The sequence below is a fragment of the Nocardiopsis sp. NPDC055879 genome, from assembly GCF_053615935.1.
This window is the reverse complement of sequence record NZ_JBSHCT010000006.1, coordinates 76,909-90,609: the sequence shown is the minus strand read 5'-3', so window position 1 is coordinate 90,609 and position 13,701 is coordinate 76,909. Positions and strand designations below refer to the sequence as shown.

At 66.7% G+C, this 13,701-nt stretch carries 15 protein-coding genes; 6 read left to right on the top strand and 9 right to left on the bottom strand.

Annotated elements, in window-relative coordinates; all coding sequences use genetic code 11:
• Positions 1–106 precede the first annotated feature (106 nt).
• From ACWGKS_RS08690 to ACWGKS_RS08680, 3 genes are all read left to right on the top strand, one after another.
• A complete protein-coding gene (locus ACWGKS_RS08690) occupies positions 107–595 on the top strand; it encodes a hypothetical protein (RefSeq protein WP_157090958.1) in 489 nt (162 codons plus the stop codon).
• Between the two features lie 178 nt (positions 596–773).
• Entirely contained in the window at positions 774–1,382 is a 609-nt protein-coding gene (locus ACWGKS_RS08685) for a DUF3887 domain-containing protein (RefSeq protein WP_358506219.1), read from the top strand.
• Between the two features lie 53 nt (positions 1,383–1,435).
• On the top strand, positions 1,436–2,407 hold the full coding sequence (locus ACWGKS_RS08680; RefSeq protein ID WP_358506105.1) for a CPBP family intramembrane glutamic endopeptidase: 972 nt from the start codon (positions 1,436–1,438) through the stop codon (positions 2,405–2,407).
• Positions 2,408–2,766: 359 nt separating this feature from the next.
• On the opposite strand, the gene ACWGKS_RS08675 is transcribed toward ACWGKS_RS08680, so the two are convergent.
• Positions 2,767–3,063: a YrhK family protein gene (locus ACWGKS_RS08675; protein WP_067599614.1), complete on the bottom strand. Its 297-nt coding sequence runs from the start codon at positions 3,061–3,063 to the stop codon at positions 2,767–2,769.
• A gap of 368 nt (positions 3,064–3,431) precedes the next feature.
• Positions 3,432–3,554 carry a hypothetical protein gene (locus tag ACWGKS_RS08670; protein ID WP_452522214.1) on the bottom strand — a complete coding sequence of 41 codons (123 nt, stop codon included), beginning with the start codon at positions 3,552–3,554 and terminating at the stop codon, positions 3,432–3,434.
• A 391-nt stretch (positions 3,555–3,945) separates the two neighbouring features.
• On the opposite strand from ACWGKS_RS08670, the gene ACWGKS_RS08665 reads away from it, so the two are divergent.
• On the top strand, positions 3,946–6,075 hold the full coding sequence (locus ACWGKS_RS08665) for a HelD family protein (protein ID WP_358506101.1): 2,130 nt from the start codon (positions 3,946–3,948) through the stop codon (positions 6,073–6,075).
• A 109-nt stretch (positions 6,076–6,184) separates the two neighbouring features.
• Here ACWGKS_RS08665 and ACWGKS_RS08660 read toward each other — a convergent pair whose 3' ends face one another.
• From ACWGKS_RS08660 to ACWGKS_RS08630, 7 genes are all read right to left on the bottom strand, one after another.
• On the bottom strand, positions 6,185–6,820 hold the full coding sequence (locus ACWGKS_RS08660) for a histidine phosphatase family protein (protein WP_067599620.1): 636 nt from the start codon (positions 6,818–6,820) through the stop codon (positions 6,185–6,187).
• The gene (locus ACWGKS_RS08655) at positions 6,817–7,929 is read right to left on the bottom strand and encodes an ABC transporter ATP-binding protein (RefSeq protein WP_358506098.1); all 1,113 of its coding nucleotides are present in this window, start codon (positions 7,927–7,929) and stop codon (positions 6,817–6,819) included. Before ACWGKS_RS08655 ends, ACWGKS_RS08660 begins: the two co-directional genes overlap by 4 nt.
• 38 nt (positions 7,930–7,967) lie before the next feature.
• Positions 7,968–9,746, bottom strand: coding sequence for an ABC transporter permease (locus tag ACWGKS_RS08650; protein WP_067599623.1), 1,779 nt, complete (start codon positions 9,744–9,746; stop codon positions 7,968–7,970).
• Positions 9,747–9,796: 50 nt separating this feature from the next.
• A complete protein-coding gene (locus tag ACWGKS_RS08645; protein ID WP_358506094.1) occupies positions 9,797–10,963 on the bottom strand; it encodes an ABC transporter substrate-binding protein in 1,167 nt (388 codons plus the stop codon).
• Between the two features lie 83 nt (positions 10,964–11,046).
• Positions 11,047–11,880 (bottom strand): MurR/RpiR family transcriptional regulator, encoded by an 834-nt coding sequence (locus ACWGKS_RS08640; protein ID WP_358506091.1) that lies wholly within the window; start codon positions 11,878–11,880, stop codon positions 11,047–11,049.
• Positions 11,881–12,003: 123 nt separating this feature from the next.
• The gene (locus ACWGKS_RS08635) at positions 12,004–12,246 is read right to left on the bottom strand and encodes a hypothetical protein (RefSeq protein WP_067599639.1); all 243 of its coding nucleotides are present in this window, start codon (positions 12,244–12,246) and stop codon (positions 12,004–12,006) included.
• A complete protein-coding gene (locus tag ACWGKS_RS08630) occupies positions 12,243–12,524 on the bottom strand; it encodes a hypothetical protein (protein ID WP_358506088.1) in 282 nt (93 codons plus the stop codon). The genes ACWGKS_RS08635 and ACWGKS_RS08630 overlap by 4 nt, the downstream gene beginning before the upstream one ends.
• A gap of 98 nt (positions 12,525–12,622) precedes the next feature.
• Here ACWGKS_RS08630 and ACWGKS_RS08625 point away from each other — a divergent pair, with 98 nt between their 5' ends.
• Positions 12,623–13,384 carry a Scr1 family TA system antitoxin-like transcriptional regulator gene (locus ACWGKS_RS08625; RefSeq protein ID WP_358506086.1) on the top strand — a complete coding sequence of 254 codons (762 nt, stop codon included), beginning with the start codon at positions 12,623–12,625 and terminating at the stop codon, positions 13,382–13,384.
• Positions 13,381–13,566: a DUF397 domain-containing protein gene (locus tag ACWGKS_RS08620; protein WP_067603829.1), complete on the top strand. Its 186-nt coding sequence runs from the start codon at positions 13,381–13,383 to the stop codon at positions 13,564–13,566. The genes ACWGKS_RS08625 and ACWGKS_RS08620 overlap by 4 nt, the downstream gene beginning before the upstream one ends.
• The last annotated feature ends 135 nt before the right edge of the window (positions 13,567–13,701 follow it).

Here is a 13,701-nt window from a genome sequence, read left to right as displayed (position 1 = left end):
CTCGCGAAAAGAATCGAACAGATGGGCGACGATGCAGACGAATCCGGTACGCCACACGGTCAACGCCGTCACCCTCACGTCTTTGATGTCCTTTATCGTTCTTTTGATGCTGGTCATCTTCGTGATGTCGACCAAGAGCGGTGTCAATTCCTCGGACACACTCCTGCGAATCCACCTATGGGGATCGCTCGCCCTGGCCGTCGTCCTGTGGCTCACCTTCAAGGTGGCCACCCGTCAAGTGTTGATCACCGACACAGGATTCGAGTTGCGGGGCATGTTCGTCGACCGCTTCGTGCCCTTCCACCTGGTCGACTTCGTGACCATCACCGGAGGGCTCGCCCTGGTGCTGACCGATGGCGGACATCGGCCGATTCCCGGATTCGACCCCTCGCCCTATGGGGAAATGCGGCGCTACCGGCTCCACCACGCCCCGGGGGATCGACTTCAGGAGGAACTCGACCGCTCTCGGCTTCGGGACGTGGAAGGGGAGGCGCACGAGACGACTCGGTTCCGGCCGGACCTGCTCGTACTCGTGGCGACCCTGGTTTTGAGCTTCCTCTCCGCCCAGGCTATCGAGTACCTCTTCGCGTCCTGACAGCAGCACCAGAAGTCCATCGCGCTCTCCGCGGAGGTACCGAACTCCGCCGCGTAGTCCACCGCCTCCGCGACCGACTTCGACGACGCCCCTGAGGATGCCTCCGCGCCCCCGTCGCGCCACACCGTTGCGCTCGCTGGCTTGACAAGAGCCCTACGTGTCAACTTATGCTTTACGCATGCAAGAGAAGTTAACAGAAGCGCTGCGGGCTTTGAAATCCCACACGGACGCCCTCCTCGCGTCACGCGTCCTGACCGCCACCAACGACTGGGCCAACCCGATCGGGCACGCCGTGAGCATGCAAACGGCAGCCGAGGACGTTGTGCGCGCGGTCGTGGAGCAAGCACGCCAGAACGGCGCTACGTGGCAGGTGATCGGCGACGCCCTCGGCGTGAGCAGGCAAGCGGCGTTTCAGCGCTACGGCAAACCCATCGACCCCAGAACAGGACAACCCATGAACAACACCCCGCTCCCCGGCACCGTCGAACTGGTCGCTTCCGTGATCGAAGACCTCGCCTCCGGGCACTGGTCACGTGTCACCGAGCAGTTCGACCCGACCATGCGCGACGGACTTTCAGAGGACGCGCTCGCCGCCGCGTGGGCGCAGATCGTCGGCCTGTCGGGAGCGTTCGAGGGGCAGGGAGAACCGGAGGTCGCCCGGGCCGGTGAATTGACGGTCACGAACACGCCGATCTCGTTCGAGGCGGGCGACTACACCGCACGGATCACGTTCCGTGACGACCGCACCATCGCCGGGCTGCACATCCTCGAAAGGCAGACGTCGTGACCATGAAACCTCCAGTCGGCTCGAAGACGGCCCAGGCCCGAGGCGGACCCCGCATGAACAGACGCGACCTGCGATCCATCAGCGTGTTCACCATCTTGTCGTTCGCGCTCGCCTGGTTGCTCGCGCTCCCGCTCTGGCTCGGCGATGGACTCACCAGCCCTTGGTTCCCCGCCGTCGCCGTCGCGACGATGATGACACCGACGATCGCCGCCCTGATCGTCGTGTTCTTCATGGAACGACCGCGGCACAAGGCGTGGACGCTGGGACTATGGCCGCTCAGGCCGGCTCCAAGGCTGCTCGGCTACGCCGCCCTGGGGATCTTCGTGCCCATCGCACTCGTCCTGGTTGCGCTCCCAGTCGGCGCGCTCCTGGGGGTCTACCCGGCCGACTTCGCGAACTTCTCCGCCTTCCAGCAGTCCCTCGACGAGCAAGTGGGCACATCGGGAGCGGCCGAAACCCCGATCCCGATCGGCGCGCTCATCGCCCTCCAGCTCGCCACACTCCCCCTGGCGGCGTTCATCAACCTCATCCCAGCGCTGGGCGAGGAACTCGGGTGGCGGGGATGGCTGCTTCCCAAGCTGATGCCTCTAGGCACTCTTCCGGCTCTGCTGGTCTCCGGCGTGATCTGGGGCCTTTGGCACGCCCCGCTCATCCTGCTCGGGTACAACTACCCCGGCGCGCCGGGCCGGCTCGGCCTGACCGCGATGGTCATCATGTGCGTCCTGGTCGGTGCGGTCTTCGGCTGGCTGCGGCTCCGATCAGGATCGGTATGGCCCGCCGCCCTCGCCCACGCCGCGTTCAACGGGGCCGGCGGCAGCTACCTCCTCTTCGCCATGGCGGGCGAGCACATCGACACCACGCAAGCGACGATCCTTGGCTGGAGCGGTTGGATCGTACCGCTCGCGTTCGTGGTGATCCTGATCGCCACCGAACAGTTCGACCCGGCCAAGCACCCGACCACCCCGCCACGGAAATCCGAGTCACCGTCACCATCTACCCATCGAATCAACGACTCGGAACACTAGGCGTTCGCGAAAAGAAGCGAACCGGTAGGCGACGATGCGGACGAAACCGGTATGCCGCACGGTCAACGCCGCCACCCTCACGTCTCTGATGTCCTTCACCGCCCTGTTGACGCCGGCCATCACCGGAGGGCTCGCCCTGGTGCTGACCGATGGCGGACATCGGCCGGTCCCCGGCTTCGCCACGCCCCGGGCACCCTTCTCCAGAACGAATTCGACCGCTCTCGGCTCCGGGATGTGGAAGGGGAGGCGCACGAGAGAACCCGATTTCGCCCGGACCTGCTCGTACTCGTGGCGGCCCTCGTTCTGAGCTTCCTCACCGCCTACTCCCTCTTGTGCCTTTTCGCGTCCTGACCGGGGCACTAGAAGTCCATCGCGGTCTCCGAGGACGTGCCGCCGGATCCACCTTGGCCCTGAATGCTCCGAATGTGCACCAGGCGGGTGAGTCGAATGGCCGGGCGGATCAGGAGTTCGATGCTGCCGATGAGAAAGCACCAGGTCCCGGGGACCATCATGCTCGAATAGAAGAACATGATGCTCCCGGCGATGAACCACGCCGCGATCAGGATGTCGTTGCAGATGCTGACGACTTCGTAGCGACGCCGGATGACCAGCTCATGGTGGCCGATGTGCACGGTCAATGGCCGGTGCTCGGGCATGTGTCCTCCCTCGGGTACCTCCTCGTATCCTGCACGTGCTGTACATGCCGGACACGCTCCGTGATGGGGCGTGTCGCCCAGAATCCGTTTTTCCCGCTCGTATCCGGGGTCTGAGCGCCTCGTCCATCCCTCTCCGCGAGGGGTGCTCCCGCAGGAGTGCCCGCCGGTCGTTCTGCGTGCTGTCACCGTCCGGTGCCCGAGTGATGAACGTGTTGAGTCGGATGGTTCCGCGTTCGATCCAGGACCGGATCGTGGCTCGAATCGTTGGAGCACGAACGAACGCGGACGACCTGTTGACGTGTCTTCCCGAGGAAGGTGCGGAGACCGACCCGCGCGGAACGAAGGCGGGATGAGACTCCGGTCGAATCTCAGGTCTTGGTGGCCACGAGCCGGTTCGCGGTCGTTCGGGGATGCTCGACCGCGCTGGTGTGGTCATTCCCCGAACACGCGAACGGCCACCGTCCGATGAGCCAGGACACCACCTTCGGCATTCCTGTTCCTCCTCGGTCGAGGGGAAGACTCTGGGAAACCGGGTTCGGAATTCGGGATGACAATCGAGAATGCGGAATTCGGTATTCGCTAACAGACACCGGGGCCTCACGCAACCGTCTGGCCGTGACCACAAGATAGGTATAATGCCATCGACGGTCACTGTGATGTCAGGGACTTCCGCGCCATCGGATGACGGGTTGCATTAACATCGAAGATGTGGCCTAGCGTTCATGACGCCCATCGAACCCGATGGGCGATAAGCGCCCCGGGTCGTCCTTTCCGGCAAGCACGACTCAGGTATGACTCTCCTCGCGGACGCCCCTGATATCCCACGACGTCGTGATGGTTCGCTCTTTCCGATCATCGTGAAGCATAGAGAACGGAGTGCGAGTGCACCTGGACAGTGTCTCCACACCACTGAACGAAGACTCCGCCGCGCACGCGGCGGCCGTGGCCGAGGAGCAGTCGGTCCTCGACGAGGCCTTCGCCCGCCGCGACGAGCTACTCCAACACCTCGACGCCGAACTCGCGATCCCGGCGGGCGACGCGACCGGGCATGCCCGGATGCGCGTGTTGGCCGCCCACCGCGAGGAGCTGCGGCGCGCCGACCAGGGTCTGATCTTCGGCCGACTCGACGCGCTCGACCGGACGGTCCTGCATGTGGGGCGGGTCGGCATCTCCAGCGCCGGAGACGACGATGATCCCCTGGTGATCGATTGGCGTGCACCGGCCGCACGGGCCTTCTACACCGCGACACCGATCGACCCCCAGGGCCAGGGCCGACGTCGCCACGTACGCGTCGACGGGTGCGTGGTGATCGGCGTCGATGACGAACCACTCGATGGGTCGGGTGCGAACGAGCTGGTCGGTGAGGGCGCCCTGCTCGCAGCCCTCGACGAGCGGCGCACCGGCCGAATGGGCACCGCCGCGGCCACCCTGCAACGTGAGCAGGACTATGTGATCCGCGCCGACCCCCGCGGGCCGCTGGTCGTCCAAGGCGGCCCGGGCACCGGCAAGACCGTGGTGGCACTGCACCGAGTGGCGTACCTGCTCTTCACCCATCCGCGGCTCGCCGCACAGGGCGTACTGGTTCTCGGACCGTCACTGCGTTTCCTGGACTACATCACCCAGGTGCTGCCGGCACTCGGGGAGACCGCCATCGTCTCGGCGACCTGCGACACCCTCGTGCCGGGAATCGGTGTGGAGCGTGCCGAGTCGCGCGAAGTCGCGGAGATCAAAGGTCGGGCGCTCTGGCAACAGGCACTCTCCGAGTACTCCGCGACGCTCGTCCCGCGGCCCGTCGACCTCGAACTGGAGTGGGAGGGGGAGCGGTACACGATCGATGAACGACGGGTCGCCAGAGCCCTCGCCTCGGCTACCTCGGGGCACTCCTACCACGCGGCGCGCGCCGGCTTCAGCGAACAGGTCCACCATCTTCTGACCGATGCGATAGCCGAACGCAACGAAGAGACACTGGCGAGAATGGAGGAGGGCTTCGAGGACATACTCGATCGGTTCGACGCCGGATTCGCTCACTCCGACAATCGTGCCGCGAGCAATGGCACCACCGGCACCGATGTCGACGGGGAACTCACGGAGGAGGACCTGGAGCGGCTGCACGACCGGATCGCCACCGACCCCGGCGTGGCCGCGACGTTGCGGGAATGGTGGCCGACCCGCGATACGAAGGTGGAACTACGTCGGCTCCTTGGTGACGAAGCGCTCTTGCGCCGATGGGTGCCGGGGCTCACCGACACCGAAAGAGGAATGGTTCTCGCTGAACCGCGGGAGTGGGCGAGCAGCGACATCCCCCTGTTCGATGCCCTGGCCGACTCGCTGGGTGATGCTCGGTCGAACGGTGAGCAGGGGGAGTTTCTGACCGATCGTGCCGCGGCGCGCAGGGACTGGGTCTACGGACACGTCGTCATCGACGAAGCCCAGGAGCTCTCGGAGATGCAGTGGCAGATGGTGATGCGCCGATGCCCTTCGCGGTCGATCACCGCTGTAGGCGACATCGACCAGGCCGAGGCGCCGCACCGGCACACCACCTGGGAGGAGGCGGTCGGTGCGGCCTTCGGCGAGAGGTGGACGGAGGCCCGATTGACCATCTGTTACCGCACTCCGTTCGAGGTCATGGCTCTCACCGGGCCGGTGCTCCAGAACGCGGGTAGCCGGAACGAGCCGCCTCGCGCGGTCCGGGCCTCAGGCGTCGAGCCCTGGGAACGCGCTGTGGAAGAGGGCCATCTCGTGGCCGAGGCGGCACGTGTCGTCGAGGAGCTGTCGAAACGATGGACGGGAGGGCTGGTCGGTGTCATCGCGCCCCTCGAACGCGTGCCGGCTTTGCGCGCGGCGCTACCCGACGTATCGGTTCTCTCCGCGACCGAGGCCAAGGGCCTGGAATGGGACGCCACCCTGCTCATCGACGCCCCGGGCATCGTCGCTGAACCGCGAGGCTGGAACGGGCTCTATGTCGCGCTCACCCGATGCACCCAGGAACTGGGGCGACTGCATCTGACGTGAAGGGATCCCGTTCCCACCGATCGCTTCGCCGGACGCTCGGCCGGGGTTCCCCGGCCGAGCGCCGTGCGTGGTCGACCACCGGGTCCGGTCGTCGACCTTCGCACGGCCGTCAGTCCGGCGGGTCCAGCGGTGACATCGCGGGGGAGTGGTTGAACAACCGGAGTTTGGCCGCCCCCGGTTCGATGAGGGAGACGAAACCCGAAGCGACGTCGACGATGCTCAGACTCGCCGGATGGCTCGGCACCGTGCGACTCGGGTCCAGTCCCACGGCGGCCCCGAGGAAGGCCCGGACCGGCCCGCCATGGGTGACGACCAGGAGCGTCCCATGGTCACCCTCCCTCGCCCGCCGCACGGCGGCGTCCACCCCGGCGACCACCCGATCGGTGAGTTCGCCGAAGCTCTCGGCGCCCGGGGGGTGGAACCTCCCCGCCCGCCACTCGGTGTACTCTGCGGCGTCCTCCTCCTTGATCTGCGCCGAGTACCGCCCCTCCCAGTCGCCCAGGTAGGCCTCGTTGAGCCTGGGATCGCACACATCCGGTTCGACACCGAGCACCTCGGCGGTCTCCCGCGTGCGACACAGACTCGAAGTGACGACGTACCCGGGGGCCAGGTGAGCGACCGTCCGCGCCAGCGCGGCGACCTGCCGGCGCCCGTCCTGCGACAGGCCGATGTCCTGCTGCCCTTGGAGACGGCGCTGTCCGTTCCACGCGGTTTCGCCGTGGCGGACCAGGATCAGTCGCGTCATCGGACCACCTCGGTGTCCAGAAGGGCGCCATCGACGTCGAAGTAGGCGTCCGGAGCCTGCGGTGGCCGCAGCCCGATCCCGTCGCCGGGCAACAGGTCGACCGGTGTGTCGCGGGAGACGCTCACCCGCGTACCGTCGAGAAGGTCCACGCCCACGACCCACTTGTCGGCCATCGGAACCTGGTCGGCGAACGTCGCCTCCAGACATCCGGAAGCCGACGCCCCAAGATCGATTTCGATCGAACCCGCCCGGTACATCGCCTTGAGCGCCCCGCCCCGGACCGAAGCGGGGGCGGCGCCGCAGTCGACGCCGAACGCCGACAGACGCCCGCCGGCGACCTCGCAATCGATGATGTTCGCCGGTGGGGTGCCGATGAACGTGGCGGTGAACGCGGTACGCGGTGATTCGAGCAGTTCCCGCGGAGTGCCGAACTGTTCGATCCGGCCGTCCTTCATCAGCGCGATGTGCGTGGCCATGGTCATCGCCTCGACCTGGTCGTGCGTGACGTAGACGCTCGTGGCACCGGTCGACCTGTGCACGCGCATCAGTTCGCCACGGGTGTCCACCCGAAGTTTCGCGTCGAGGTTGGACAACGGTTCGTCGAACAGCAACACCTTGGGCTGCGGGGCGATCATGCGGGCGATCGCCACGCGCTGCTGTTGACCGCCACTGATCTCTCCCGGATACCGGTCGGCCAGGTCGGAGATCGACAGCAACGACAACACCTCCTCGCCCCGGGCCCGCCGCGCCTCCTTCGACCACTTGGCCACGGTCAGCGGCCAGGTGACGTTCTGGAACACGGTCTTGTGCGGCCACAACGCGTAGGACTGGAAGACCAGACCGGCCTCGCGTTCGGCGGGTGGCACCATCTCGGTTCCGTCACCGCGGGCGATGACGCGGTCGCCGAAGCGGATCTCACCCCCGGTGGGATCCTCCAACCCCGCGAGCATCCGCAGAGTCGTCGTCTTTCCGCACCCGGACGGCCCGAGCAGCACCAGGAACGAGCCCTCCGGTACGTCGATCGATATGCCGTCGACGGCCGGGGTGTCGCCGAAGTCCTTGCGCAGGTCGGTGATGGTCAGGGAGGCCGAGGAGGCTCGGGGTCGCATGTCGGTCCTTTCGACCCGGTGAAGGCCGGTCCTTGAGGTCATGAGTTCGAGTTCCAGGGCTGGGCGGCGCCTTCGAAACGCCGGGCGATGATGGTCGCCGCGACCGAGATCACCGCGATGACGACCGTGACCGCGTTGGCCAATTGAGTGAAGTTCTCCGAGGAGTACTGGTAGGTGAGGACGGCCAGGACCGGCATCGCCGGGGTCGCCAGCAGCACGACCAGGGAGAGGTCGCGCACCATCTGGACGAACACGAGCACCCCGCCGGTGAACAGACCACGGGCCGTCAACGGCGCGATGATGGCGCCGATCCTGCGGAACAGACCGGCGCCGGCCATCACCGCGGACTCCTCGACGTCCTTGGAGACCTGGCTCAGGGCCGCGGTGCCCGACCGGACCGAGAACGGGATCGTCGCCGCGATCCCGGCCAACACGAGGATCGCGAACGTTCCGTACAGGCTCGGAAGAGGGCCGATGGGCGCCCCGAACTGCGCGATGAACGCCGCGCCCAGCGCGATTCCCGGGATGAGGAACGGCACGAACGAGGTGACGTTCAAGGTCCCCACCAGCCACTTCGGGCCGCTCGACCGGGTGATGACATAGGAGATGAGCAGCCCGAGGACACCGGCGCCGATCGCCACGCACACCCCGAGCAGGACGGTGTTCCAGGTGGCCTGAAGGATCTGCGGGTTGTTCAGCACACCCGGCTGTCCCTGGGCGAGCGCGGGGTCCGAACCACCGATCCAGTAGTGCAGGGTCAGCCCGGAGGTGAAGTCGTTCGTGTGTCGGGTCAGCGAACTGAGCACCAGCACGATGCCGGGCACGATCGTGGTGCACGTGACCAGCAGCCACGCGAGCCCGGCCACGGGGCGCCCCAGGATCCCGAGTTCGACGCCCCGTCGACGGCCGCCCTTGCCGGTGATCGTCTCGAAGCTCCGTCGACCCCCGGTGACGCGGGTCGACGCGTACATGATCAGCGCCGCGACGAGGATGAGCACGATCGACAACACGTATCCGCGTGAGACGTCACCGGTCGAGATCGCCCCGTACAACCGGGTCGAGAGCGTGTGGAACCGGACCGGCAGACCCAGCAGGGCGGGTGAGACGAAGTTGGAGACCCCTTCGGCGAACGCGAGCAGCGCGCCGGAGATCATCGCCGGGGCCACCACGGGCAACGCGATGTCCTTGGCCACCCGCAGCGTGGAGGCGCCCGTCATCTCAGCGGCCTCCATGAGGTCGCCGTTGACACCGGCCAGCGCCGCCGCGATGAGCATGAACGACAGTGAGAAGTAGTGGGCCGTCAAGGTCGCGGCGATCGGCACCGGGCCCCAGGCCAACCAGTCCGGGACGGAGATCCCCAGGTTCACGAGGATTCCGGTGGATCCGCCCACCAGGTCGTTGCGAAAGACCGACTCCCACGCCAGCGCCAGCGCGAAGCTCGGTAGCGCGAAGGGGATCATCGCCAGCAATCCAAGGAGCCTTCGCCCGGGGACGCGGGTCATCACCACGACCCAGGCGAGGAATCCACCGATCACCGTGGAGCCCACGGCCGTGGCGACCCCCATGAGGATCGAGTTGCCCATGGGCCGCCACAGCAGGTTCTGCGACATCGGGCTGGCGAACACGTCCGACCACGCCTGGCGGTTATCGCTCTGCAAGGTCGTGTTGACCAGCCCGATGAGCGGTGCCATCACCAGGACCAGGAGGACGAGCAGGGTGCCGGCCCCCAGCACCACGGTCGGCCGGGTGAGCGCCGTGCGCGCACGGGCCACCGTACGGCCGACCGTGGTGCGGCGGGGAGCGGGTGCCGTTGACATCGGGTCCTTTCGGGCGGTGAGGAGATGGAGAGAGGGGCGGGGCTATGGGGTCACAGGGTCAGCAGGAAGTCCGCCACGTCCGAGCGGATCTCCGCGGTCGCCTCGGGGTCGATGTCCCAGGCACCGAGCTCGTCGAGGGAGGCGGCGTCCTCGGGCTGGTCCATGTCGGTGCGGACCGGGTAGTCACCGGGGACGTAGAAGGGCTCGTAGCCGGCGCCGCCGGTCGCGGAGTCGTCGCCCATGAGGAAGTCCGCGACCAGGCGTGCGGCGGCGGGGTTCTCGGCGTCCTGCACCATGCCGATGTAGGCGGGGAAGGTGATGCCGAGCGAGGGAGTGGTGTCCAGGGAGGCCTGGAGCGCCCAGCCCTCCTCCTCGTTGTCCCGGCGGTCGGAGTAGGAGGTGATGCCGACCGGCGGGTCCTCCTGCCCGGTCTGGCCCACGGCGGCGTTGACGTTGTCCGTGTCGTCGACCAGGACCAGTCCGTTGGCGTAAAGGTCCTTGACGAACTGCTGTCCGGCGTTCTCGACGTCGTCGTCGAGCTCGATCTCGGACCCGTTCAGCTCCTCGTAGGCCTGGGCCATCTCCTCGGACTGGCGGACGATCTCCGTCATGAGGTCGAGGTAGTCGCCGCGCACCCCGGGGTCGACCATGACGACCTTGCCGTTCCACTCGTCCTCGGTCAGCTGCCACAGGTTCTCGATCGGGCTGCCGTCGGGGTGGGCCTCCTCGTTGTACATGAGGATCTTGGTCGAGAGTCGGTTGGCCAGCAGCGGCTCCTGGTACTCCTCGGGCACGGAGTCCGCGACGCGCTGTGGCACGTGGTTCCGCAGGATGCCGCTCGCGAGCAGTTCGGTGATGACCACCGGCGCGTCGGAGATGTAGGCGACGTCCGCCGATGGGGTTCCGGCCTGTGCCTCGGACTGCAACCGGGTGATCTGCTCGGAGGAGGAGATGTCGTGGCCGACGAAGTCGATGCCGGGGTACTCCGCCTCGAAGGCCTCCTCGACCGAGGTGATGCGTGAGGTGAAGGAGTAGACGGTGACCTCTCCCTCCTCCTCGGCCAGTTCGACGAGTTCCTCATGGGTGGCGTCGTCGAGTTCGTGGGATTGGGCGGCCGCGTCGGCGTCGGGGGTCTGGGGAGTGCCGCCACCGCAGGCGGCGAGCGTCACGACGAGTGGGAGGGCGATGGAGGTGGTGAGCAGTTTCGAGGAGCGCATGACAGTCCTTTGTGTCGGTTTTCGCGCATGGGGGAGCGAGACCGGTGCGAACCGGCCGTCGTGTGGAAGGGGGGACCGAGGTGTCAGTCGAACGCTGTGAGCAGGTCGTCCAGTCGGTCCAGGGCGGGCAGGATGGTTTCCGGGTGCCGCTGGGCGATGGTGAGCACGATGGCGTTCGCGATCATCATCGGGACGCTCAGGGAGGAGAAGCCCTCCTGATGCCCGCGCGGGGCCGAGAGCACGGTGGTGGGAGCCGGGTCGAGGGTGTGGAGGGTGTCCGTGACGAGCACGGAACGAGCCCCCACCTCGGCGGCGTGGGCGTATAGATCCGTGAGGTTGCGTGGAGCGCGACGAAACGCGAACGACACCACGACGTCGGAGTCCGACATCGCCAGGACACGCTCGGCGACCTGCCGGCCGGGGCCGAGGAGGTTGACCGCGTGCATCCCGAACCGTCGCAACCGACTATCGAGAAGCTCGGCCAGGACCCCCGCGTTGCCGCGGGCGAAGAGGTAGACCACGCGCGCGCCGACGAGGCGGTCGGCGACCTCGTCGATCCGTGCCTGGTCCACGTGGTGGGCGACCGCGGCGAGGGAGTCGAGTTCGGTGGCAAGGAGTGTGTCCAGGACACTGCTCTGACCCTGCTCTCGAAGTTCCGCGCGGAACCGGTCGCCGGCACCGTTGAGGTGTGCTTCGTGGGCTTCGCGCAGGTCTTCGCGTAGTTCCAGGTAGCCCTGGTACCCGAGCCGTTGCGCCAGCCGGGTGGCGGCGGCGGGGTGGACCCCCGCACGTTGGGCGACCTCTCCGCCCCGCCACAGCGGGGCCTCGGCCGGGTTGGAGAGAAGTTCGTCGAGAAGGACGCGATCCGACTTGGTCAGCCGGTCGCGGTACCTGTTCATTCGCTCCTGTAGGTTCACGACGCCCACATTACGAGCAATTTTTCTTGCGACAAGGTGTGAGATGGCAATTTTAGTTGCAGTTCATGAGGGCTTCACCGTCCCACCTGGAGGTTGGCGCCGTGTTCACCCGAGCGCCCGTGCTCAGCCGGTGTCTCCCGGTCCCTCTTCGGGAGGTCGCGCCTTGGCTTTGTCACGCCAGGGTTGGGGGAGTGGTTTACCGGCGCGCAGCCAGGCGTGGAGGGCGTCGAAGGCCCGGTCCGCGACACGCAGGGCGTCGAGTGCTTGGGCCGGGTCGTCAGGGATGTGGCGTAGCGCGGCGGAGAGTTCGTCGAAGAGGAAGTCGGCCTGCTCCTGAGGTGTGGTGGTGGCGTGCCGGTCGGTCATGGCAACCGGTCCAGGAGCTCCCGCGCCAGTTGCCGGCCCAGGGCTTCCTCGCAGCCCTGGGCCGCCAAGCGGACGGCGGAGCCGGGACGTTCGGGAAGGTGTCGCACCCAGCCGTCATCGGTGAGGTGGACGGTGACCCGGCGGTAGCCGAACTCCACGGTCACCGATCCGTCGTCGGGATTCTCCCAGGGTGCGAGCCCGCGTCGCCGCAAGGCGGAGAGCAGCGCACACAGCGCGATTTCTTCTGAGTCTGTTACGGGGTCTTTACGAGGAGTCATGGTCCGATGGTGTGCACTCCAAGAGGCATCTCACAGGGTTTCGATCAAACTTGGGATTTGCTGTGCGAGGTTGGAGTCTTGAGGGTAAAAATGAAGACGTGGCCCCCAATGATTTCGCCGAAGCCCTCGCTCGATTGCGTGAAGTCGCAGGTCTCACCCAGTTGCAGTTGGCCAAGAGATCTCAGACGGCGCACTCATCCGTGAACCGTTGGGAAAAGGGTGGCTCCCTCCCAAAACGGGACAACGTTGAAGCCTTGGATGAAGCCCTACAAGCAGACGGGACACTGCTGGCGGCTTGGCGTGCCGTGACCACGGGCAACGGATTGCCTGAGTGGGCCAGGAACCTTGACGCCATAGAGAGAGCGGCAAGACAGGTGACGATCGTGGCTCCCGCGCTCGTGCCCGGCCTGCTTCAGTGCTCCGAGGTGGCTCGGGGGGTGTTCCGGGCGGCGCATCCGCTCGCCACCTCGGACGACCTCGACCGATTGGTCGCGCTGCGTACCGGCAGGTTGAAGGAACTCCCCGAACTGGAAGTGACCGCTGTCTTTCCGGTGACGGCCGTCTCCGCTCTCACCGAGCCGCTCCGTCGGGCCCAGGCGCTTCATCTCATTGAGTGGGTCGAAACCGGGCGTGTGGGCGTCCATCTCGTACCAGAGGGGACAACGCTGCTGGCGCCTTCCGCTCCACTGATGCTGTTCCGTCTCGCTTCGGGGGAACTGGCGGTCGTGAGCGATCACGCTGACGGTAACGTGATCCACGAAGACGGTTCGCATGACAGGCTGTCCAGTCAGGCCACCGCAGCGCTGGCAGCGTCTTTGCCACTCACATTCTCACTCGAAGTACTGAGGAAGCTCACATGAACACCACCTCCGAATGGCACAAGTCCAGCTACAGCGCTAATGGTGGAAACTGTGTCGAGCTGCGCGAGGGTGTTGACGGAGCGGACGTGCGTGACACCCAGAACCGCGAGGCCGGGCACCTGACCTTTGCCCGCGATGAATGGGTGGCATTGCTGTCCGGGGTGCGCTCCGACTTGCGCTGACTCATAAACCACAACGGCCCTTCGCTCCGGCGAGGGGCCGTTTCCGTGTTGGAGGTCCTCAATCCATTCCTGGATCCGGTGCTGTCTTCGTGGAGCCTCGCCTATCGCTGGTGGCCGGCCCGTGAGGAGTTGTCG